At 70.8% G+C, this 22,668-nt stretch carries 19 protein-coding genes and 2 pseudogenes; 15 read left to right on the top strand and 6 right to left on the bottom strand.

From position 1 onward, the window contains the following. The first annotated feature begins 34 nt into the window (after positions 1-34). From CG723_RS14280 to CG723_RS14295, 4 genes are all read left to right on the top strand, one after another. Complete coding sequence (locus CG723_RS14280) at positions 35-907, top strand: SCO6745 family protein (protein ID WP_100593631.1); 873 nt, start codon at positions 35-37, stop codon at positions 905-907. 114 nt (positions 908-1,021) lie between these two features. Further along, positions 1,022-1,834, top strand: a complete 813-nt coding sequence (locus CG723_RS14285; protein WP_100593632.1) for an SDR family oxidoreductase — start codon at positions 1,022-1,024, stop codon at positions 1,832-1,834. A 93-nt stretch (positions 1,835-1,927) separates the two neighbouring features. Beyond that, complete coding sequence (locus CG723_RS14290) at positions 1,928-3,025, top strand: phosphotransferase family protein (protein ID WP_100593633.1); 1,098 nt, start codon at positions 1,928-1,930, stop codon at positions 3,023-3,025. A 56-nt stretch (positions 3,026-3,081) separates the two neighbouring features. Beyond that, the gene (locus CG723_RS14295) at positions 3,082-3,399 is read left to right on the top strand and encodes a putative quinol monooxygenase (protein ID WP_100593634.1); all 318 of its coding nucleotides are present in this window, start codon (positions 3,082-3,084) and stop codon (positions 3,397-3,399) included. Positions 3,400-3,507: 108 nt separating this feature from the next. Here CG723_RS14295 and CG723_RS48925 read toward each other — a convergent pair. Both CG723_RS48925 and CG723_RS14305 read right to left on the bottom strand, forming a co-directional pair. Next, a pseudogene (locus CG723_RS48925) lies at positions 3,508-3,780 on the bottom strand (hypothetical protein); the annotation flags it as partial. Continuing rightward, positions 3,768-4,295 (bottom strand): hypothetical protein, encoded by a 528-nt coding sequence (locus tag CG723_RS14305; RefSeq protein WP_100593635.1) that lies wholly within the window; start codon positions 4,293-4,295, stop codon positions 3,768-3,770. The gene CG723_RS14305 and the pseudogene CG723_RS48925, both read right to left, overlap by 13 nt. A 158-nt stretch (positions 4,296-4,453) precedes the next feature. On the opposite strand from CG723_RS14305, the pseudogene CG723_RS14310 reads away from it, so the two are divergent. The 3 genes and pseudogenes from CG723_RS14310 to CG723_RS14320 form a co-directional block, all read left to right on the top strand. Then, positions 4,454-4,876, top strand: a pseudogene (locus tag CG723_RS14310) (hypothetical protein); the annotation flags it as partial. A 42-nt stretch (positions 4,877-4,918) separates the two neighbouring features. Next, positions 4,919-6,046 carry a hypothetical protein gene (locus tag CG723_RS14315; protein ID WP_100593636.1) on the top strand — a complete coding sequence of 376 codons (1,128 nt, stop codon included), beginning with the start codon at positions 4,919-4,921 and terminating at the stop codon, positions 6,044-6,046. A 135-nt stretch (positions 6,047-6,181) separates the two neighbouring features. Then, positions 6,182-7,690 carry a carotenoid oxygenase family protein gene (locus CG723_RS14320; RefSeq protein WP_100593637.1) on the top strand — a complete coding sequence of 503 codons (1,509 nt, stop codon included), beginning with the start codon at positions 6,182-6,184 and terminating at the stop codon, positions 7,688-7,690. A 19-nt stretch (positions 7,691-7,709) separates the two neighbouring features. Here CG723_RS14320 and CG723_RS14325 read toward each other — a convergent pair whose 3' ends face one another. Continuing rightward, complete coding sequence (locus CG723_RS14325) at positions 7,710-10,667, bottom strand: AfsR/SARP family transcriptional regulator (RefSeq protein WP_234374291.1); 2,958 nt, start codon at positions 10,665-10,667, stop codon at positions 7,710-7,712. Positions 10,668-11,081: 414 nt separating this feature from the next. Here CG723_RS14325 and CG723_RS14330 point away from each other — a divergent pair, with 414 nt between their 5' ends. Continuing rightward, a complete protein-coding gene (locus tag CG723_RS14330; protein ID WP_199841773.1) occupies positions 11,082-11,522 on the top strand; it encodes a universal stress protein in 441 nt (146 codons plus the stop codon). Between the two features lie 296 nt (positions 11,523-11,818). Here CG723_RS14330 and CG723_RS14335 read toward each other — a convergent pair whose 3' ends face one another. Next, the gene (locus tag CG723_RS14335; protein WP_100593638.1) at positions 11,819-12,754 is read right to left on the bottom strand and encodes an NAD(P)-dependent oxidoreductase; all 936 of its coding nucleotides are present in this window, start codon (positions 12,752-12,754) and stop codon (positions 11,819-11,821) included. 83 nt (positions 12,755-12,837) lie between these two features. Next, on the bottom strand, positions 12,838-13,386 hold the full coding sequence (fae, locus tag CG723_RS14340; protein WP_100593639.1) for a formaldehyde-activating enzyme: 549 nt from the start codon (positions 13,384-13,386) through the stop codon (positions 12,838-12,840). A 327-nt stretch (positions 13,387-13,713) separates the two neighbouring features. Here fae and CG723_RS14345 point away from each other — a divergent pair, with 327 nt between their 5' ends. From CG723_RS14345 to CG723_RS14355, 3 genes are all read left to right on the top strand, one after another. Further along, positions 13,714-14,487 (top strand): IclR family transcriptional regulator, encoded by a 774-nt coding sequence (locus CG723_RS14345; RefSeq protein ID WP_100593640.1) that lies wholly within the window; start codon positions 13,714-13,716, stop codon positions 14,485-14,487. A 261-nt stretch (positions 14,488-14,748) separates the two neighbouring features. Beyond that, a complete protein-coding gene (locus CG723_RS14350) occupies positions 14,749-16,254 on the top strand; it encodes an NAD-dependent succinate-semialdehyde dehydrogenase (RefSeq protein ID WP_100593641.1) in 1,506 nt (501 codons plus the stop codon). A gap of 40 nt (positions 16,255-16,294) precedes the next feature. Next, positions 16,295-17,635 (top strand): MFS transporter, encoded by a 1,341-nt coding sequence (locus tag CG723_RS14355; protein ID WP_100593642.1) that lies wholly within the window; start codon positions 16,295-16,297, stop codon positions 17,633-17,635. 168 nt (positions 17,636-17,803) lie between these two features. Here the strand turns inward: CG723_RS14355 and CG723_RS14360 are convergent, their stop codons facing one another. After that, positions 17,804-18,421, bottom strand: coding sequence for a helix-turn-helix domain-containing protein (locus CG723_RS14360; protein ID WP_100593643.1), 618 nt, complete (start codon positions 18,419-18,421; stop codon positions 17,804-17,806). On the opposite strand from CG723_RS14360, the gene CG723_RS14365 reads away from it, so the two are divergent. The 4 genes from CG723_RS14365 (at position 18,420) to CG723_RS14380 (ending at position 22,649) form a co-directional block, all read left to right on the top strand. Further along, positions 18,420-18,941: a GNAT family N-acetyltransferase gene (locus CG723_RS14365; protein ID WP_100593644.1), complete on the top strand. Its 522-nt coding sequence runs from the start codon at positions 18,420-18,422 to the stop codon at positions 18,939-18,941. The two genes, CG723_RS14360 and CG723_RS14365, sit on opposite strands and share 2 nt — an antisense overlap. A 1-nt stretch (position 18,942) precedes the next feature. Further along, complete coding sequence (locus CG723_RS46185; RefSeq protein WP_159032452.1) at positions 18,943-19,830, top strand: hypothetical protein; 888 nt, start codon at positions 18,943-18,945, stop codon at positions 19,828-19,830. Further along, the gene (locus tag CG723_RS14375) at positions 19,724-21,433 is read left to right on the top strand and encodes an enoyl-CoA hydratase-related protein (protein WP_100593646.1); all 1,710 of its coding nucleotides are present in this window, start codon (positions 19,724-19,726) and stop codon (positions 21,431-21,433) included. Before CG723_RS46185 ends, CG723_RS14375 begins: the two co-directional genes overlap by 107 nt. Before the next feature lie 127 nt (positions 21,434-21,560). Continuing rightward, complete coding sequence (locus CG723_RS14380; protein ID WP_100593647.1) at positions 21,561-22,649, top strand: hydrogenase expression protein HypE; 1,089 nt, start codon at positions 21,561-21,563, stop codon at positions 22,647-22,649. Positions 22,650-22,668 lie beyond the last annotated feature (19 nt).

The raw sequence follows: 22,668 nt of genomic DNA on the forward strand, positions 1-22,668 counted from the left end.
CTGGAACGCCTCGAACCAGTGACGGGACACACGCATGACGACGACACACGCACCTGCCTACGCCCGCCGGACCTGGCAGACGGTCGAGCCCTACCACGGCGCGGTCTATTTCTCGGCCGAGGCACATGCCGCCTACGCGGCTCTGGGGGTGGAGAGCGGGCCCGGATACTTCGCCTCCCGCGCGGCGGCCCTGGGCCCGGTCGCACCGGAAGTCGTGATCGCCACCTTCTACAACTTCAACCCGAAGGCCGTACGGGCCGCGCTGCCCGCCGCCTGGCGGACCGCTTCGCCCGAGGCGTTCCTCGCCGCACGGCTGGCCGGCATCGACGGGACGCTTCGCAGGATTCTCGGGGCGGAGGTTCTCGCGTCGGAGGAGACCCGACGGGCCGCGGAGTTGTCCAGGCGCGCCGCGGAGGCCGCGCTGCCGTACCTGCACGGACGGCCCCTGTTCGCCGCGCACGCCGCGCTGCCCTGGCCCGACGAGCCGCATCTCGTGCTCTGGCATGCCCAGACGCTGCTGCGCGAATTCCGGGGAGACGGCCACGTGACGGCGCTCCTGGACGCCGGGCTCGGCAACGTCGAGGCGCTGGTCACCCATGCAGCGGCCGGGCCCGTGGGGGCCGAGCCCCTTCGGACGACGCGCTCCTGGTCGCCGGACGAATGGGCGCAGGCGGTGGAGGGACTGCGTACGCGGGGGTGGCTCGCCAGCGGCTCTGACCTGGCCTTCACCGCGGAAGGGGAGGAGCGGCGATCGGCGGTCGAGGAGGCCACCGACCGATTGGCCGCCGCACCCTACACGGCCCTGGGACCGGACGGCTGCGCCGAGTTGCGCGACCTGGTGAGGCCCTGGAGCCAGTCCCTGGCAGCGGAGTTGATGCCGTGGGCGGCGACGCGTCTGAAGGCCTGACGTGCGCTCCGCGCGGGTCGGGTCCAACGCGACGAGGCATTGAAGGTGACACCGGATTCAATTACGGTGCAGGGGCCGCAGGAGAGACGGTCGAGCAACTGAACGGGAGAGTTCGTGCAGATCAACGGGAAAGTCGCGATCGTCACGGGAGCAGCGGGCGGCATCGGCGCCGCCATCGCGCAGCGCCTCCTCGAGCACGACGCCCAAGGCGTCCTGCTGACGGATCTCGACGCCGGCCGCCTCGACGCGACGGTCAAGCAGCTCGCCGGTTCGCACGGCGAGCGGGTCGGGGGAGTGGCGGGCAATGCAGCGTCGACGGCCGACCTGGAGCGGATCGTCGACGCGGCCGAGGAGCGGTTCGGACCGGTCGACCTGTACTTCGCCAACGCGGGTGTCGGCGGTGGCGCGGGGCTCGACGCGAGCGAGGACGAGTGGAGCCGCGCGCTCGACGTCAACGTGATGGCCCACGTGCGTGCCGCGAAACTGCTGGTGCCACGCTGGATGGAGCGCGGCGCCGGCTACTTCTTCAGTACGGCGTCGGCTGCCGGGCTGCTCACACAGATCGGCTCCGCGACGTACTCCGTCAGCAAGCACGGCGCGGTGGCCTTTGCCGAATGGCTCTCGGTGACGTACGGGGACAGCGGGGTGCGGGTGAGCTGCCTGTGCCCGCAGGGTGTCGAGACCGAACTGCTCATGGCCGGCACCCGGTCGGACGATCCGGTCGAACGCGCCGCCGCCCGCGCCGTGTTGGACTCGGGGGAGCTGCTGCGGCCGCTCGATGTCGCCGACCGCGTGATGGAGGCGGTCGGGGACGAACGGTTCCTCGTCCTTCCGCACCCGCAGGTACTCGATTTCTACCGCCACAAGGGCAGCGACTACGACCGGTGGCTCCGCGGCATGCGGCGTTATCAGGCGTCTGTGAAGTGACCTGAAGCAGCACGTCGCCGCCGCGCACTGCCACCACAGGCCTGAAGATGGCGGACCTCGCGCCGGCCGGCCGTCGGTGAAACCGTAAGAGACATGACCGTTGGAGGATGCGTGGTCGAGCTGTCTGATCGGGGGGAGGAGCACGAGGTGAAAGTCGTCGTCGCCGGGGCGCCGACGGGCACCGGCCTCGGCGCGCTCGCCCGATGGCTGGGGGAGCGGGGCGAGCAGGTCACCGGGCCGCTCACCGTCCGGCGCATCGGCCTCGGCCAGAGCAACCTCACCTACCGCGTCGACGACGCCGACGGCCGCTGCTGGGTGGTGCGCCGTCCCCCGCACGGCCCCCTGCTGCCCACCGCCCACGACATCGGGCGCGAACACCGCATCATGGCGGCCCTCGCCGGCACCCAGGTCCCCGTACCCGCCGTGGTCGGCCTGTGCGACGACGACGGCGTGCAGCACCTGGTGATGGAGCACGTCGACGGGATCGTGCTCGACGGCCTGGAAGTGGCCAAGGCTCTGCCCACCCGGGTACGGGCAGGCGTAGGACCGTCGCTGACACGCACCCTCGCCGCCATCCACGCGGTGAACCTGGAGACGACGGGCCTGCACGACCTCGCGAGCCACCGGCCGTACGCCGAGCGGCAGTTGAAACGGTGGTCCCGGCAGTGGGAACAGAGCCGCACCCGCGACCAGCCCGCCCTCCACCGGCTCACCGAGCTGCTGGGCCGCCGCGTACCCGAGCGACAGAGCCTCGTCCTGGTCCACGGCGACCTGCACGTCCGCAACGTGATCTGCTCGCCGGGCACCGGCGCCGTGCGCGCGGCGCTCGACTGGGAGCTGTCGACGCTCGGCGACCCCATGGCCGACCTGGGCACCCTGCTCGCCTACTGGCCCGAGCCCGGCGAAGTCCCGCCCGACCGCCCCGCCCTCGGTGTCACGGCGCTGGACGGCTTCGCCCGACGCGACGAACTCGTCGACAGCTACGCCCGGTCGAGCGGCCGTGACATCGGGCCGGAGCTCGCCTTCTGGCACGTACTCGCCGTGTGGAAGGTGGCGGTCATCGGCGAGGGCGTCCTGCGACGCGCGCTCGACGAGCCACGCAACGCCGCGGAGGGCGGCCCGCCCAGCGCCGCCTACATCGACCAGATGGTCGACCAGGCCTGGGCACTGGCCACCCACTACGGCCTCTGACACTGCGCCGTTCCCCCGCCCCGCCCTCCCATCGATCACCCCAGGAGAAGCACCTCATGTCGTACGTCGTCATCGCCACCATGATCGCCAAGCCCGGTCAGGAGGAACTCGTCGAGAAGACACTGCGAGCGGCCGCGGCCGATGTGCACGCGGAGCCGGGGTGCGCCCGCTGGGCCCTGCACCGCAAGACCGGCACCACCGGCCACTTCGTCATGGTCGAGAAGTGGCAGTCCAAGGAGGCGCTGCACACCCACGGCAAGGGCGCCGCGCTCGCCGGGATCGGACGCGTGCTGAAGGACGCGCTGGAGGGACCGGCGGATGTCGCGGTCTTCGACGCGCTTTTGGCGGGAGACGCTGAGAAGGGCGCGCTGTAGACACGCACGAACCAGACACGAATGAGGCAGCCGTGCCCCGGGAAGGAGGACGCCCCCGTCGTCGTCGGCGTGCAGGATGTCACCCGTGGTGAAGGTGACGCCGCCGAAGGACACGGGGACGTCCACCGCTCCACGACCGGTCTCGCCGCCGCGGCGTGGATCGACGCCGACCACCTTCCGCTGTTGGGGAAGACGTACTACTCGGTCGGTGGCGGGTTCGTCGTCATCGCGTGCTGACGCGACCGGCCCTGACCGCCGTCGCCTGCCAGTGATCTGAGCGGCCGTCACGGCCGATTCCGGCGCCACAACCGGGGCCGTAGCCGTAGCCGCAGCCCAGCCGTCATCCGGCCCCGATCGTGGCGGAGACGCTAGGCCGCCCACTCCCGCAACAGCTGTTCCCGCTGCGAGCTCCGAGGCGACCCGCCCTCCCAGGTGCGGCCCCAGGCCGACATCGCCGCCAGCGTCGTCTCCATCGTCGCGGCGCCCTGTGTGAGGCGGGACAGGAGGGCGCGGGAGAGATCGACCTCGGTCTGGGGGTAGCCGACGGCCGCGGCGACGTAGGCCGCCAATTCGTGGTCGCCGTCGGACGATTCAACGTGCACGGCCATCAGCGGCGGGGCCTCGTCGATCCGGCCCGAGCTCACAGGCAGCGCCAGCTCCGTCACTGCGGCCAGAGCCAGGTCCTTGACCACGCCGACCTGCCGCATCAGGGACTTCACGGGGACGTCCGCCACCGTCAGGGCGGTCACGTCCTCCCACAGGTAGAGGGCCGACTGGCCTTCGCCGAGGCCCACCACGCCCTCGGGTGTCAGGCGTACCCCAGTTGCCAGACCGGACGGCTTCGCGCCCACATACACATCGCCCTCGGCGATCCAGAAAAGCCCCACCATGGCCATGGCTGCTCACTTCCCCCGACGACGGCACGGCCGTCGTGTCACTTCTCAAACGATCAGGTCGTCCACCGTAACGCGCGAGAACACAAGTTCCCACTTCGCGCCCGTGCGCACGCGGGCATCGACGTCTGGCGCAGGTTGGTTTCATGTTGGGTAGGTGGCTGACTTTCGCTGGCGTCCTCGCGCAGTCCACCCCGCTCCTGCTGCTCGACGAACCCACCGCCGCGCTCGACCTGCGCCACCAAGAGCTGGTCCTGCGCCTTTGCCGCGAGCGCGTGGCAGCCGGGGACGCCGTGGTCGTCGTCCTCCACGACCTCACCCTCGCCGCGGCCTACGCCGACCGCACCGCCGTGCTCCACGACGGCCGCGTCGCCGCGACCGGCACCCCGTCCGAGATCTACGACGAGCAGCTCCTCGGCGACGTATACCGCCAACCCGTGGAGGTACTGCCACATCCCCGCGCGGCACCTCCATGGTCATCCCGCGCCGGAACCGCTGACGCCGGGGTGTCACGGCGCCGGCCGCAGCGGTACGCCGGGGGGACGCATGCCGCACGCGATCACCACCCCCTATTCTTCCGCTGATCGCAGCACATACAGCTGCAGGGCCAAGGTGGGGGACGACACATGACATACCGGCGCGCGGTGATACCGGCACTGGTCGGAGGCTTGCTGATCACGCTGTTGCTGTGGTGGGCGGGGGCGAGCACGCAGGCGCTACAACTGCGCGGCACCACAAGCGTGTTCGACCCACAGTCCGTGAGCGAACTCATGCGATGGCTCGGACCGTGGTCGTACGACTCCCCGGCGGAGCTGATGTCGGGCGGGCCTGTGGGCGCAAGCACAGGGGCGGGCGGAAGCACCCAGTACGCCGATCTGTACAGCACGGCGATGCAGATCAGATTCGTGGCGGTCTTCGTGTTCTTCCTGGTCGGCGCGCTGCTCCTGGTCCGCAGGATCCCGCCGGCGCAGGGCCGTACGCCGGCCACCCTGCTCGCGTTGTGGGCCTGGGCCCCGGTGGCCGGAACGCTGGCCGTCACAGTCTCCGCGCCGTGGCTGATCGCATCCAGGGGGCACGGCAGCTACCGCGTCCTGCCGGCACTGGCGAGTGCGGTCGCGTCGAGCGGCCCGGTCACGGTGTTCGCAGGACTGTTGACCGCCGTAGTCACGGTGCTCGTGGCGCGTGTCACCGTCAAGGGTGAGGAGCCGCTGCCCCGGCAGAGTGTGCCGCCGCGCCCTGCCCGCCTGGCCGCGAGCGTGGGGACGGCGGTGGTCGCGTTGTCGCTGGTGGTCCTCTCGTACCAATCGGTGGCGGCCTGGATCCAGACCTCGTTCGGCAGCGGAGGAATGCTGTCCGAGCCGGGCGACCTGCTGCGCCAGTGGCTGCTGCTCGGCGGCTGGACGGGCCCCGGGAGCGCCGGGCTCGGGGACTGGCTGCTGTACCGCGCCGTCGACGTGATCCTGCTGGCCGTGGTGTGGTGGGCGCTACGTCTGCTGCCCGGCCTGCTCACACGCACCACGGTGCCGGCGATGGCGGTGGGCGCGGTCTGCGCAACCGTACTGGGACTGATGGCGAGCCAGGTGCTGCACATGGCGATCGACGACACGGCCACCGTGTACGGGCCTGTTCACGTGTTCTCGACGCTGGGCACCGGTGTCCCGGCCGCGCTCACCTTTGGCGTCGCGGCGGGGCTCGGGGCCGTTGCGACCCTGCGGCTGGCGGGGGGACGTGACACGGCGGCCGTTCCCGGTTAGCGACCCGGGTGGGGGTGTTGCCGGCACCACCCCCATCGGGGCTTCAGGCCAACTGACTCGCCGTCGGCCGCGCGGCAGGCTTTTCCCAGCACCGGCGAGGACCCGCCGGGCACCGGCCAAGGACGGGGAAGAGCGATGAGCAGTCACACACGCCGAAGGATCCTCAGGGGAGCGGCAGTCGCGGCAGCCGGCAGCGTTGTCGGAGGCTACGGCCCCGGCCGCTGCTCCACCGAGGCGCAGGCCGCCACACGCGGCACGGTGGCCGGGGGAGGTGGGTCAACTCCGTTCCTGGAGGGCGCGTTCGCGCCGGTCACTGAGGAACTCACCGCGTTCGGCCTCGAGGTGACCGGCCGGGTACCGCGCGATCTGGACGGCCGCTATCTGCGAACCGGCCCCAACGCATTGGGAGTTGAGGACCCTCGAGCCCACCACTGGATGCTCGGGGACGGCATGGTGCACGGGGTGCGGCTGCGCGGCGGGCGCGCCGAGTGGTACCGCAACCGCTGGGTGCGTTCCTCGCAGGTGGCACGGAAACTGGGCGAGCCGTACCCGGGCGAGGTGCCGCCGGACGACTTCGCCTGCAACACCCACGTCATTCCGTACAAGGGGCGCATCCTGGCCCTCCAGGAGAGCGGCCCGCTGCCGTACGAACTGGACGGCGAGCTCAACACGGTGCGGCCCTACGACTTCCGCTCCACGCTGGAGGGTGCGTTCACCGCGCACACCAAGTACGACGCGGCGGCGGACGAACTGCACGCGGTGACGTACTACCCGACCTGGGACCACGTGCGGCACCTTGTGATCGACGGGACCGGCCGGGTGGCACGGACCACCAGGATCCCCGTCGCGGACGCGCCGATGATGCACGACTTCGCCCTGACCGGGAAGTACGTGGTGATCGTCGACGTGCCGATCACCTTCGACATGGCAGCCGCCGAGGCGGGCGCCCTCGTGCCCTACGTGTGGAACCCGAAGCACCCGATGCGGGTGGGGGTGATGCCCCGAAGTGGCGGCGCCACGCGCTGGTTCGAGATCGATCCGGTGTTCTACTCGCACACGCTCAACGCGTACGACCAGGGCGACACCGTCGTCATGGAACTCACCACCATGCCCGCGCCGTTCTACGCCGCGGGCCGGGGCAACGGCGGGCCCTCAGCGATCGGTGCACCGGCGCTCGACCGCTGGACGATCGACCTGCGTGCCGGACGCGTGACCAGCAACCGGCTCGACGACCTGCCGCAGGAGTTCCCGCGCGTCAACGAGTCCCTGGTGTCGCGGCGGCACCGCTTCGCGTACACGGCGAGCGCCGCGGAGATGTGGCGCGCCTACGAAACGGTCGACGGGGTGCCCCCGGACGACAAGTTCACCAACTGCCTGGTCAAGCACGACATGCTGCGAGGCAGCCGGCAGGTACACCGCTTCCCGCACGGCGCGGCGGCCGGAGAGCCGGTGTTCGTACCCCGCCGCGGGGCACGGGACGAGGACGACGGGTACGTCCTGTCCTACGTGCACAACCCCGACCGCGGAGCCGGCGACCTGGTGATCCTCTCCGCCCAGGACTTCACCGCCCGCCCCCTGGCCCACATCCACCTGCCGGGACGGGTACCACTCGGCTTCCACGGGAGCTGGGTCCCGGACGCGTGAGGCCGGAACCCTCAGCGTGTCACTGCTCGAGAGTTTCGGAGCGACTGAGCCCTTCGACCGCCTGCGCGTGCTCTCTTGGATACCTGGCGGCGCCGGGAATGGCGAGTGCAGTGCGGAACTGGTCTCTCGCATCCGTGATCCGGCCCGCCGCGTAGTAGGAGTGGCCCAGCCGGCAGCGGATGTCCATCTCATTGCGGCCGTGATCGGGATCGTCTCGTGGTGCCAGAGTCCGGTGCTGCGCGAGAGCGTGTTGGTAGGCGGCCGAGGCGGCGCTCAGGTTTCCTGCGCTGTGCTCTGCTGTACCCAGCCTGGTCAGGGTGAGGGTGTGCAGAGGGACGTCGCCGGTTTCCTGAATGAGGCTGGCCACCTGACGGAGCAGGGTCTGGGTCCCGGGGCGGTCGAGGTAGAGGTAGAGGTCGAGGGTGGACGTGAGGGCCCTGTTGATCGCGCGCGGGTGGCCGAGGATCATGCTGGGGGCAAACGCGGTGCGGAAGCAGGCCAGCGCTTCCTCATGGTGCCCCTGGGCGTGGTGGACGAGCCCGAGGGCGAAGGATGCCATCGCGGCGAGCCAGTGATCGTCACACTGCTGAGCCAGTGCCAGTCCCGAGGCGAGCCAGGAGGCTCCTTGTCTGCCTCGCTCCGTGCTCGGCCCGGCGGTTCCCAGCCCGGCCATGGCCCCCAGTCCGACCAGGGCCCGGGCCTCCTCGCGGCCGTCCTCGCGCTCACGGCTGAGTGCCAGTGCCTGGTCGAGGCAGGTGAGCGCCTCCGGGAAACGGGCCCGGTGCATGAGGGTGAGGCCGAGCGCGTTGCGCAGCGAGAGCTCCATACGCCGGTCGGTGGCCCGGTCCGCTTGCGTGAGCGCGATCTCGAGGGCGGTCTGGCACTCGTGAAACCGGCGCCGGCTGAGAAAGTGGCCGGTCAGGGCCTCGGCGATCCAGCATGCGTAGTCGGCTTCGCCGAACGCCGCGGCGTGTCCGACGACGTCAACGAGCTCCGCGCCGGCCGAGTCCAGCCAGAGGGTTGCGTCCCTCCACTGCGTGAAGGGAGCTCCAGCGGGTTGCGGACCATTGGGGAAAGCGTCGGACCCCCATGCGCTGGCGATCCGGGCGGCGTCGAGATAGAGGCGGAGGGAGGCCCTGCGCGCGGCGCCGGTTTCGGCGGCTGCGGTTTCGGCCAGCCGCCGCGCGTGGACGCGCACCAGGTCGTGCATCCGGTAGCGGCCGGGACGCGGCTGCTGCAGAAGACTCGTGTCCACCAGACTCTCCAGGACCAGCTCGGCGTCCTGGGGCGACCAGCCCAGCATGGCCGCTGGAGTCCGCAGGTCGAACTCGACCGTCGGTGCCAGGCCCAGGGTGCGAAATCCCTGCTGCTGCGTCGGCGAGAGCTGCTCGTAGGACAGGCGGAAGGCCGCCTCCACGCTGCGGTCCCCGGCGCTCAGTTCGCCCAGACGGTGGGCGTCGCCCGTCATGCGTTCCACGAGGTACGCCAGGGTCCAGGCCGGCCGGGTCTGCAGTCGCGTACCCGCGATGCGCAGTGCCAGCGGCAGTCCGTCGCACATCCGGACCAACTCCCCGGTCGCCTCGGGCTCTTGGTCGGTGCGCTCCGGCCCGACGATGTGCCGGATCAGGCGTGTCGCGTCGCCGGTGCCCAGAGTGTCCAGGGTGACCCGCCGATCGGCATCCAGTGCGGGCAGTCGCTGCCGGCTGGCCACGATCACGCTGCTGCCCGGGCCGGCCGGAAGCAGCGGCTGTACCTGCCGCGTGCCCAGAGTATCGTCGAGCACGAGAAGAAGCCGCAGGGAGCTGGTCGCCGTGCGCCAGTGAGTCATGAGTTCGTCGAGGTCGTTCGGCACCTCACGGTCGTCAGCACCGATGGAGCGCAGCAATCGCCTCAGCACTCGCTGCGGCGACAGTTTCTGACGCGCCGTGCTGTGCGCGTGCAGGTCCACGAACAGGCAGCCGTCCGGGTAGCGGTCGCGGATGTGCTGGGCCGCGCGCACGACGAGCGCGGTCTTGCCGACTCCTGCCGGACCGTCCACCGCCACGACGGAGACCGAGTCGGGCTCGCAGGACACCGTCAGGAGAGCCAGTTCGTCCTCACGCCCGACGAGCTGCCCGGTGTCGCCCGGCAGCTGATTGACGGCGGGGCGAAGCCGCGACCGGTCCGGCGCAGTGGCCGGGCCCGCCGCGGGACCCAGGAGAAACGCGTTGTCCTGTCGCAGCACGGCGTCGTGGATCCGGCTGAGCTCCTCACCGGGATCGACGCCGAGCTCGTCGCGCAGCCGTACACGCAAGTCCTCATAGGCGTTGAGGGCCTCCGCTTGGCGCTCGCAGCTGTACAGGGCACGCATCCGCAACGCCATCAGCGACTCGTCGTACCGATCGGACTCGGGCAGGCAGGCCAGGTCGTCCAGGGCATCGGCGAACCGGCCGAGCAGAACGAGACATTCGAGCCGGGCCAGCCGCAGCGTTCGCCGGCGCTCGAGCAGACGTTGCCGCTCGGCCTGCGCGAACGGTCCCGGCAGGTTGGCCAAGGGCTCGCCCTGGAACAGCGCGAGCGCTGCCGACAGCTGGTCCGCGGCGCTGGGCAGATCGCCCGATGCCTTCGTTCGCAGCGCCTCGTCGCCCCGTGGGGCCAGGTCCGCCACATCGAGACGGATGAAGTCGGCCGCGCAGCGGTACCAGCCCTTGCCGCTGAGGATCACCGACTCGGCGGGCCGGGTGCCTGCGGCGTCGAGTGCTCTGCGCAGCGGATTGACGTGACTGGCCAGCACCTTGTGACCGGTTGCGGGAGGATCGGCCCCCCACACTCCGTCGAGCAGCCGCTCGTGACTCACCACGGCCCCGTGGCGGAGCAACAACGCGGCGAGCACTGCCTGCCGTTTGGCCGGCCCCAGGTCCAGGGGTGTCTCGCCCCGCCAGGCCCGTAACGGCCCGAGCACCTCGATACGAAGCCGCTGAGGCGGTCTCTCGTCCACCCCCAACCTCCACTCCCGTCCATCATCGGAAATTCGTCAGCATTGCAGCACGCCCGGCCAGGAAGGCGGACGCTACATCGCACAATCCGCACAACTGAAGGTGGTACGAGCAAGTGTCGGCCGAGCTGGCGATGTTCCTGAACCGGCGCTGACCGGACACGAACTCGACTCCGTGCGCACCCGTCGTGATTTTTGGGTACGGGCGGACGATCCGCGCTTGGACGCGATCCGGGCGTCCGATGTCGCCGGCGTCCCGTGGCGGTCACCGCCGAGGTCGGGTAGAGCGGGCGGGCAACGGGCTGACGGGCCGCTCCCCGGCGGATACGGCCCGTGGCTGACTGCGGGCCGCCTCGCGTGGCGGTGTGTACGGGTTTCGGACACTGTGGAGGTAAAGGTATTGAAAGGGTGAACGCGATGGACAGGCTGCCGAGGATCGTAGTGGGCATCGACGGTTCGCCCTCTTCGCAGGCCGCGCTGCGCTGGGCGGTCCGGTACGCGGACCTGGTGGGTGGGAGGGTGGAGGCGGTGTCGGCGTGGGAGGTACCTGGTATGGCGTCGTGGTCGGCCCCGGCGGTGGACGCCGACTTCGACGAGGGGCAGGCCGAGCAAGGTCTGGTCGCGGAGGTCCGCGCTGTCCTCGGCGAGAACGGCGGCTCCCTGGTGCACGAACGCCTCGTGCGTGGCAATGCGGCCGACGTGCTGGTGGATTCCGCCCAGGGCGCCGAGATGCTGGTCGTGGGCGGCCGTGGCCACGGCCGTTTCCGACGGGCGCTGCTCGCTTCGGTCAGTCAGCAGGTGGCGCAGCACGCCCCGTGCCCGGTGACGATCATCCGGCCGGACGTGCCTGTCGAATGACCTGTCTGGTCAGAAGTGCTCCGGCGCCACGGCGCCGGCCTAGTGAGCGGTGATGTTGTCGGCGTCGTCGGAGTCACGGTCGACGGTGCTGTTGGCGATCTGTCCTACCAGGCCGAGCAGCAAGAACTCATTCCCGTACGGCTGACACCGACATGCTGTGCCCTCCCGACCGAGCGCGCGCGGGCACAGAGTCGAACGGAGGCGGGCAGGGAAGTGCGGGGGAGCCCACCACCTGGGCCCGGTGCCACGACTGGCACCGGGCCCAAGTGCTACCTCATGCCACCCGGCCCTCTCGGTCACACGGCCGCCGGCGTGCCCGCCTCCCGTGCCTGCGTCGCCGGGAGCCGGAATTCCTGGCCCGCCAGGGACTCGTAAAGACGGACCGGGCTCATCTCGCCCGCCAGGTCGCCGTGCTGGGCCTTGGAGCGTCGGTAGATCTGCTCGACCAGGGCCGACAGTTCGGTGGAGACGCCGATGTCGCGGCCCAGGTCCACGGCGAGCCCGAGGTCCTTGCAGGCGAGTGCCATGGCGAACGAGTCGTCGTAGTCCCCGTCGGTCAGGATCGACATGATGTCGTTCTCGAGGAAGTTCGAGGCGGCCGGGCTGGCCAGGAGCGCGTTGCGCAGGGTGTCCAGGCCGACGCCCGCCTTCACGCCCATGGCCAGGACCTCGGCGGAGGCCGTGAGGTGGGTGAACCAGAGCAGGTTGATCATGAGTTTGACCGTGTAACCGGCGCCCAGCGGACCCACGTGGAGGATGCGGTCGGGGTCACCCATCACCTCGAGCACGGGCAGCGCCGCCGCGAAGTCGGCGTCGGAGCCACCGACGAAGATCTGCAGCATCCCGGCCTTGGCGCCGTGCGCCATACCGCTCACCGGTGCGTCGAGCCGGCGCACACCGCGCTTGTGGAGCACCTCGGCGGCGACCCGGTCGGCGGCGGCCGGCGTGGACGTCGACATGTCGATCCACAGGGATCCGGCGGGCAGCGCCTCGGCGACCCCGCCGCGCAGCAGCACGTCCTCGACGATGCGCGGGTTGGGCAGCATCGTCACCAGGACCTCGGCGTCGCTCGCGCACAGAGCGGCGGTCTCCGCCCACGCGGCACCGAGTGTCACGTGCTCGGCGGCGGCCTCGGGGCGGGTGTCGTGCACCGTCACCTGGTGCCCCGCCTGGATGAGATGACGGGCCATGTGGCCGCCCATGTTGCCGAGACCGATGAATCCGATCCTCATGATCTTTCCTTACTGCAGCGGCGTACGAGGGTGTGAGGGAAATGCCGTAAGTGTGGTGCAGGGATGGGGAGTTGCGCGGAGGGTCAGGCCTCGGGCGCCGAGTCCGCAAGCTGCTGCGCCGACGGCGTGTAGAACGGGTTGGTGACACCGGACTTGACCGCGTCGATCACGTCCCCGGCTGTCGGCCGGCCCTCGACGGCGGCGCGCAGCGCCTGGTGGGCGGCGACACGCTGGTTACGGAAGGACTCGTCGAGGTCGTCGACGCCCGGGTTGACCCAGATCGCGGCGATGATCAGCAGGTCGTCCGCCTCGCCGGCGGGGACGGTCCCGTCGAGCACGGCGTCGGCGACGCCCTGTGCGAGGCCCGCCTGGGCCGAGCCCCAGGTGGCGCGCTCGTGCAGCTCCCCGTCGGCCGCCGCCTTGTTGACGAACAGGGTCAGCGGCTTCACCGGCACCGAGGGGCGCACGACCGTCATGAACGGCACGTGCCCCGCGCTCGGCGTGGCCAGGGCGGTGGACCACGCGGTCTCCACCGGACCACCCTTGCGGCCGAGGACGATGTTGGTGTGCGCGGCGTTGACGCCGTCGCCCACGAAGGATTCACCGATGAGGGCGGTGGAGGCAAAGGGCATGGTGGTGCTCCCGTACGAGGATCAGGGCGGGACAGGGTGGGATCAGGCCAGGGGCGCAGAAGGCCCAACAGGCTGGCGCGCCGGACGAGTTGGAGGGTGTGCCGACTCGCGGCACGAGACGTAGCCGCACCGGCGGGACGTACCCGCCTTCGGCTGGCTGCCCGGCGAAACTAGGTCGCCGCGCGACAGGTGTGCAAGCTCGCACCGGAAATCGAAACCGGGGTTGCGATGCGCGCAACCCCGACGCTCCCACCCGCGCCGACCCCTCGCCTGACCACACTCTGACCAGGCACTTCGCCGGCAGGCCGACGCCTTTACGATGCGAGCGTGAACGAAGCGAACGCCCCCCGGTCCGTCCGCAGCCAGGGCCACGGCCTGCGCCGCGACGTCGACCTCCTCGAAGCCCTCGGCTCGCCCGAGGCCCACCGCACCGGCGGCCTCGGTGTCGTACGCATAGCCCAGCTGGTGGGGCGCGACAAGAGCCAGGTGTCCCGGGCGCTGAAGGCCCTCGCCGACGAGGGCATCGTCGAGCGGGACCCCGACAGCCTCGAGTACCGGCTCGGCTGGCGGCTGTTCTCGCTGGTCGCGCGGACCTCGGAGAGCCGGGTCGTGCGCGTGGCCGGGCCGGTCATGCACCGGCTGGCCGCTGACCTGGAGGAGACCACCCACCTGTGCGTGCTGCACGACAGGGAGGTGCGCACCCTGCTCTCGGTGTCCGGGCACTCCTACCGGCTGCGCGAATGGGAGGGCCGCGGCTGCTCCGCCTGGATCACCTCCGCGGGGCCGGTGCTTCTGGAGGGCGCCAGCCCCGACGAGCTGTATGTGCGGTTCGGGGCCACCGAAGAGGTGTCGGTGCCCGACCTCTGGTCCCGCATCCGGCGGGCCGAGGCGGAGGGGTTCGCCCGCGAGGTCGAGGAGTTCGAGCCCGGGCTCGTCGGCGTCTCCGCCGCAGTGCGCGACTTCCGCGGCCGGGTCGTGGCCGCTCTCAACGTCACCGCGCCCGCCGAGCGTTTCGCGGCGCGCCTCGACCACGCGGGACGGGCCGCTGCGGCCGCCGCGGCGAAGGTGTCGGCCCAGCTCGGCTGGGAGCCGCGGCAGTAGACGGAGGCACGGAGGAGCGGTTGCGCTGAGCGCAACTCACGTCTCGATCGCCACAGACGTCTTGTTCCAGGCGGTTGACGGCCCGTAAATTCCTCGCATCCCGGCCCCAGCGCGACGGACAGAGACCCCAGAGACGTCCCCGCCCCGCACCGGGCCTGCCCTTCGGCACGCCCTTTTTGGCCGGTCTGCTTGGCAACACTTTCTTCCACCTGCCGGTTCCGTGCGCCCTGAGCGCCCGCGACCCGGTGCAAGGAGCAGTCCATGGACATCGACCTCGCCGTCGAAACCGACCTCGCCACCGATATCGAGAGCATCGTCAAGTCGCCTTATGGAGAAGGAGACTTGTGGATCGGCGGGCAGTGGCGCGCCGCGTCCGACGGCCGCACGTACCCGGTGTACGACCCGGCCACCGGCGAGGTCGTCCGCGAGGTCGGCGCCGCCTCGGCGCAGGACGCGGCCGACGCCCTCGACGCCGCGTCGGCCGCGGCCGAGGAGTGGCGGCGCACCCCGGCCCGCCGCCGCTCCGAGATCCTCACCGGCGCCTTCCGCCTGATGCACGAGCACAGCGACGCCCTCGCCCGGCTCATCACCCTGGAGAACGGCAAGGCGTACCGCGACGCCAAGGCCGAGGTCGGCTACGCCGCCGAGTTCTTCCGCTGGTTCGCCGAGGAGGCCGTGCGCATCGGCTCCGGCTTCGGCGAGGCACCGGCGGGCGGCTTCCGGCACGCGATCCTCAAGGCGCCCGTCGGTGTCACCGCGTTCGTGACGCCGTGGAACTTCCCCGCCGCGATGGCCACCCGCAAGATCGCCCCCGCGCTCGCGGCCGGCTGCCCCGTCCTGCTCAAGCCGGCCCCCGAGACACCCCTGACCGCGCTGGCCGTCGCCGCGCTGCTGGCCGAGGCCGGACTACCGGCCGGCCTGCTCAACGTACTGCCGACCGACCGCGCCCCCGAGACCGTCTCCGCCTGGCTCGACGACGAGCGTGTCCGCAAGTTCTCCTTCACCGGCTCCACCGCCACCGGCCGCGTCCTGCTGCGCCAGTGTGCCGACCACGTCGTCAACGTGACGATGGAACTCGGCGGCAACGCCCCGTTCGTGGTCCTCGCCGACGCCGACATCGACGCCGCCGTACGCGGTGCGATGGACGCCAAGATGCGCGGCGGGGGAGAGGTGTGCATCGCCGCCAACCGGTTCTACGTGCACTCGGACGTCGCCGCAGAGTTCACCGAGAAGTTCGGCGCCGCGATGCGTGAGGTCAAGGCCGGGCCCGGCCTCGCCCAGGGCGTCACCCTCGGCCCGATGATCAACCCGACGGCGGTGGAACGGATCTCCGGTCTCGTCGCCGACGCCGTGAACCGCGGCGCCCGGATCGCCGCGCAGGGCGAGGTCCCCGCCGACGGAGGCTGGTACCACCCGGCCACCGTCCTCACCGACGTCCCCGCCGACGCCGACATCCTGCACACCGAGGTCTTCGGCCCGGTCGCCCCGATCGTCACCTTCACCGACGAGGAGGAGATGCTCGCCGCCGCCAACGACACCGCGTACGGCCTCGCCTCGTACGTCTACACCCGCGACCTGGCCCGCGGACTGCGGATCGCCGAGCGTCTGGAGGCCGGCATGGTCGGCCTCAACCGCGGCCTGATCTCCGACACGGCCGCCCCCTTCGGCGGCGTCAAGCAGTCCGGCATCGGCCGCGAGGGAGGCCGCGAAGGAATCGAGGCGTTCCTTGAGACCAAGTACGTAGCCCTGGACTGGCCCACCCCCTGAATCCCGGCCCGCCCCTGCCCCCACAACCTACGGAGTCCCCATGGCAATGACGCCTGTCTCCCAGCGCCCCCACGGCTCGCCCGCGGCGGGCAGCCCCCGCGACCGGGCCCGGCTGCACTTCCGCCTGAAGACCGCGACCCAGTTGGGCCAGGGCCTGGACGGCTACGTCATCGGCGGCATCGGCATGGCGATGACCGCGCTCACCGCGGACCTGCACCTGGGCACGGTCGCTCAGGGCCTGGTCGGAGCCTCACCGCTGATCGGCATCTTCTTCGGCGGACCGGTCTTCGGCTGGCTCGCCGACCGGTTCGGGCGCCGCCCCGTCTTCATGGTCGACATGCTGATCTTCCTGATCAGCTCGGTGGCTCAGTTCTTCGTGGCGGACGGCACCCAACTCTTCCTGATCCGCCTGGTGATGGGCCTGGCGATCGGCGGCGAGTACGCGGTGGGCGCGCCCCTGCTGTCCGAGTACGCGCCCAGCAAGGGCCGCGGCCGACTGCTCGGCAGCCTGGAGATCAGCTGGTACGTGGGATACGCCCTGGCCACCGTGGTCGGTGCCCTGTTCGCCGAGATGGACGGCGGCTGGCGCTGGTCCCTGTCCAGCGGCGCGGTCGTCGCCGTCGTCTGTCTCGCACTGCGCGGGGGCGTGCCGGAGTCGGCGCGCTGGCTCCTCAGCAAGGGCCGCACCGAGGAGGCCCAGACGCTCATCGAGCGGTACGGCATCGAGATCGACGCGGACGCCGAACTCGCCGAGACCGGTGAACAGGCGGGATTCCGGGCCCTGTTCAGCCGCAAGCACCTGCGGGCGACCGTCTTCGCCGGCACGTTCTGGGCGGCGCTCGTCCTGCCGTACTTCGCGATCGGCGCCTTCTGGAGCGAGGTGTTCGAGGCCTTGAACATGGGCGACAACGCGGTCGCCGCACTCCTCGTCTACGCGTTCACCGCCGTCGCCGGTGTGACGCTCGGCTGCCTCGTGGTCGAACGCATCGGACGCCGCAAGCTCCTGATCCCCCCGTTCTGGATCACGGCGGTCTGCCTCGCTCTGGTGGCCATGTGGCCGGACGTCACACCTGTAGTGGTGGGTGGCTTCCTGTTCTTCATCTTCCTCAACGCGGCGTCCAGCGCGCTGACGGCGGTGTATCCGCTGGAGGTCTTCCCCACCGCGCTGCGCACCACGGGCGTCGGATTCGCGGCGGCCATCAGCCGGGTGGGTGCCGCGATCGGTACGTTCCTGCTGCCGATGGGACTGGAACACGTGGGCCCGCGATTCGTCCTGCTGGTCGGCGCGGCGGTGCTCGCGCTCGGCGGTCTGGTCTCCCACTTCCTGGCCCCGGAGACGACGGACATGGACCTCGCCCACACGGCGCGCGCGGGGCGCTGACACGGGACTCTGCCTCCGGCTCTCGCTCTGCCTCTGTGCTCCGGCTGTCTGGGGCGGGGCGGGTCCCCGACACCGCTGAACCCCACCGGCTTCCGGTACAGCAAGGAGGGCCACGCCCCTGCACGGGCCAGGTCCGCGCGCCTGCCTGTCATCAGCTCAGGGCCAGGTTCACGGCTTTGTCCCCCGGGCCAGGATGACGGCGTAGCGGCATTCGTCCGTGCTGGTGTTGGCGAAGACGCGCGGGGAGGGTTCGCCCAGTTCGATCGTGTCCCCCGCGTCGAGTTCATGCACCGCATCGCCCTCGTGGAAGGTCAGATGTCCGTCGAGCACCCAGACCACCTGGCGCAGGAACGCGAAGGCGGCGGCGGGATACGGCACGCGGGCACCGGCGGGCAGGCGGATCTCGGCGACCTCAGTGGGGAATTCCAGGCCGGTGATCTGGCGGCGGCGGTACCCGGTGGCGGGATCGGTCCACTCCACTGCCTCGCCCCGGCGGCGCACCCCTCCAGACTCGCTCTCGCCGACGGGGGACCCGCCGTCGGCCGGTGCTTCGGCCGCGCCTTCGGCGAGGGCGAACAAGGAGGAGACGCTGAGCTGGAAGGCGGCGGACAGTTTGCCCAGGATCGCGGCGGTGGGGCTGCTTTCTCCGCGCTCGATCCGGTGGATCATGGCGCGGGACACCCCCGACTCCTCGGCGAGCCGGGCCAGGGTCCACCGGCGTCGCTCCCGCTCGACGCGAATGCGGGCCGCGATCTGCGCCACCAGTGGGTCTACCATGTTGGACATGGATCTAATATACGAGAAGTCGGGGGTGGCGGTAAGCGTCCGCACGGCATGCGTCGGTGACGCCGAGGCTGTGCGCGTCATCCGCAACGACGCGATCGAGCACTCCACGGCCCTTTGGACGACCAGAACCCAGACGTCCGCCGAAGCGGCCGCCTGGCTCACCACACACCTGAACCGTGGCTCGGCGTTCGTGGCCGAGGTCGACGGCGAGGTCGCCGGGTTCGCGGTCTACGGCCCGTGGAAGGACTTCGACGGGTTCTGCCACACGGTGGAGAACTCCGTCTACGTCCGAGAGGGACTCCACGGGCTCGGCATCGGATCCGCGCTGCTGACCGTACTCATCTCCGGCGCGCGCAAGGCCGGCCACCACGTGGTGATCGCGGGAATCGAAGGCAGCAACACCGCCTCGATCCGGCTGCATGAACGCTTCGGTTTCCAGCATGCCGGCACGGTGCGTGAGGTCGGAACGAAGTTCGGCCGGTGGCTGGACCTGACGCTCATGCGGCTTCTCCTGGCGTGACTTGCCGGTGAACGAGATCTGGATCCTGGGGGCCACGGGCCGGGCCGGCCGGGTGATCGCCCCTGGTCCGGCGGCGCGGCAGCTGCCGCTGGTCCTGGTGGGACGTGATGGTTCGCGCCTGCGGGACGTGGCGGACACGCCTGACGGACAGCACCGCACGCTGGTGGCTGCCACCACCGAGGCCATGGCTCAGCACCTAGCCTCCGGCGCACCCGCCGTGGTGGTGAACACGATCGGCCCGTTCACTGCGACGGCGTTGCCCATCGTTCGGGCCTGCCCGCCGGGCACCCACTACCTCGACCTGTCCAACGAGTTGTCCGCCGTGACCGAGGTGCCGGCCGCGCATGACGAGGCAGTCGCGACCGGCAGGCGCCTGGTGCCCGGCGCCGGATTCGGCGTGCCGGCCATCGAGAGTGTGGTGCTGAAGCTGTGCGGGAACCGGCCGGTGCCGCAGCGGGTCCGGGTCGACGCGATGGCCGGCATCGAGGGCGGCGTCCTCGGGCCGACCGTGGCGGCGAGCGCGGTGGAGGGCCTGCCCGCCGGCGGCCGTCGCTCTGCAAACGGCCGGATGGTCCGAGCGGGCATCGGCTCGGCGGCCGAGCACATCACGCTGCCGGAGGTGCCGCTGTCGACGACTCGCACGTGCGCCGAGTGGTCGTCAATCTCTGCGCTTTGGAGTGACGACGCGGCCCGGCTTCGGTGTGCCTCCTGCCCCGTGCCCGAGGCTGGCGCCCGACCGGACCCGCTCCGGTCTTGCAGCCGCGGGGCTACGGGAGGTTGCCGTGCACATTCTGCTGGTGGCGAGCGCGTTCAACAGTCTCACTCAGCGCGTCCACGCCGAGTTGCGGGACCGAGGCCACAGCCTGGACGTGCATCTCGCATCCAGTGACGATGCGCTGCGCGGCGCACTCGGCGCCTGTAAGCCGGAGCTGGTCATCGCGCCCATGCTGAAGAGGGCCATCCCAGAGGATGTGTGGCGGGAACACACCTGCCTGATCGTTCACCCCGGACCCGTCGGTGACCGGGGCCCCTCCTCGCTCGACTGGGCGATCAGCGCGGGCGTTGACCGTTGGGGCGTCACCGTGCTCCAGGCCAACGGCGAGATGGACGCCGGCCACGTGTGGGCATCGGCCGGCTTCCCGGTGTCTCCGGTCGGCAAGAGCGACCTGTACCGCAACGAGGTGTCGGACGCCGCGTTGGACGCGGTGCTCCTGGCCGTCGACCGATTCGCCTCGGGCACCTATTCGCCCCTGCCCCAGGCCCAGGTGAGGAACAGGGCGGCGGCAGGAACCCGCCCCTCCTACCCCCAGGGCCTGCGGCGCATCCGCTGGGCGCGGGACAGCACCGAGACCGTGTTGCGCAAGCTGCGCGCTGCCGACTCGTCCCCAGGCGTGCTGGACGAACTCCTGGGTGATGAGTGGCACTTGCACGGGGGCTACCCGGAGGACGAACTGAAGGGGCGCCCAGGGGAGTTGCTCGCCACCAGGGCCGGGGCGATCTGCCGGGCGACAGTGGACGGCGCCGTATGGATTCCCGAACTGAGGCCCCGCCGCAGACCGGGGCAGCCCAGGCCGTTCAAACTGCCGGCCGTCGAGGCCCTCGCCGACCGGCTCCCCGACCTTCCGGAGAGCGTCTTCGCGCCTGACGCGGACCATGACCGGCGTACCTGGTCCGACATCAGCTATCGCGAGGAGGGGGCGGTCGGGTTCCTGTCCTTCTCTTTCCCGGGCGGCGCCATGAGCACGTCGCACTGCCGGCGCCTGCTCGACGCCTACTGGGCCGCCTGCTCGCGACCCACTGCCGTGCTCGTCCTCGGCGGCACCCGGGACTTCTTCTCCAACGGAATCCATCTGAACGTGATTGAGGCGGCCGATGATCCGGGCGCCGAGTCCTGGGCCAACATCAACGCGATGAACGACCTGGTCGAGGCAGTCCTGACCACCACTGACCGGCTGGTGGTCAGCGCCCTGGGCGGCAACGCAGCCGCGGGCGGGGCCATGCTGGCCCTCGCCGCGGACGAAGTGTGGTGCCGTGCGGGCGTGGTGCTCAACCCGCACTACCGTCTGATGGGGCTGTACGGGTCCGAGTACTGGACCTACACGCTGCCGCGCCGCGTGGGCGCCGACGTGGCCGACCGACTGATGCAGGAGGCGCTGCCAGTGAGCGCGTCGGCGGGGCTGCGGCCGGGTCTGGTCGACCGCCTCGTCGAGTGCTGCCCGCAGGATTTCCCGGGCGAAGTGACCCGTTTGGCCGTCCGGCTCGCCAATTCCTCCGGGATGCAGGAGCGCATCGCGGCGAAGAAGCAGACACGGGAGCGGGACGAATCCGTCAAGCCGCTGTCCCTCTACCGGGAAGCGGAGCTCTCGAGCATGCTCCGCACCTTCTCGGATCCCCACGCCCCGTACCACGCGCTGCGGCGTGCATTCGTTCGTAAGCAGCCCTCCACCGAGGCGCCGTCCCACCTGATCCGCGCCGGTGCGGCGGGTCGGTGACCTGTCCGGGTGGTCCGCGCGCGCCCGCGCACGGCCGCGTCGCGCACTGACCGGGTGCCTGCTATCAAGGAATACGAGGGCCGATTTGTGCCCTTTCGTTGTATCCCTCCCCCTAGGAGGCATCCCTATGGATGCAGCAACGCCGACCGTGGTCGATTCCGACGTACCCGGTCTGCCGGCAGAGGAAGAATCCCCGACGATTCACATCCTCTGGATCAACGCGGGACTGAGCTGCGACGGCGACTCCGTGGCCCTGACGGCGGCCATGCAGCCGAGCATCGAGGAGATCGTGCTCGGCGTGCTGCCCGGGCTGCCGAAGATTGCCGTCCACTGGCCGCTGATCGACTTCGAATGCGGACCCGTAGGCGGCGCGGACACCTTCATCGAGTGGTTCTTCAAGGGGGAGCGCGGCGAGATCGACCCCTTCGTGCTGGTCGTCGAGGGTTCGATCCCCAACGAGGCCATCAAGCCGGAGGGCTACTGGTGCGGCTTCGGTGACGATCCAGAGACGGGCCAGCCGATCACGACGAGCGAGTGGATCGACCGGCTCGCGCCCAAGGCGCTGGCCGTCGTGGCCATCGGGACCTGCGCCACCTACGGCGGCATCCACGCGATGGCGGGCAACCCGACCGGTGCCATGGGAGTGCCCGACTACCTCGGCTGGGACTGGAAGTCCCAGGCAGGCATCCCGATCGTGTGCGTACCGGGATGCCCCATCCAGCCGGACAACTTCTCCGAGACCCTGACCTATCTGCTCTACCAGGCGGCAGGGTCGGCCCCGATGATTCCGCTGGACGACAAGCTGCGTCCGACCTGGTTGTTCGGGGCCACCGTCCACGAGGGCTGCGACCGGGCCGGCTACTACGAGCAGGGCCAGTTCGCCACCACCTACGACTCGCCCAAGTGCCTGGTGAAACTCGGCTGCTGGGGACCGGTCGTCAAGTGCAACGTGCCCAAGCGCGGCTGGATGAACGGCATCGGCGGCTGTCCGAACGTCGGCGGCATCTGCATCGCCTGCACCATGCCCGGCTTCCCCGACAAGTTCATGCCGTTCATGGACGAGCCGCCCGGCGGCAAGCTGTCCAGCGCGGCGAGCGGCGCGTACGGGTCGGTGATCCGAAAGCTCCGCTCCATCACGGCCAAGACCGTGGACAAGGAGCCCAAGTGGCGCAACCGCGGCAAGGCGTTGACGACCGGATACCGGCCGCCGTGGTGAATGGGTGTCCCGCACGGCG

This window comes from Streptomyces sp. CB01635, assembly GCF_002803065.1.
Classification (GTDB): domain Bacteria; phylum Actinomycetota; class Actinomycetes; order Streptomycetales; family Streptomycetaceae; genus Streptomyces.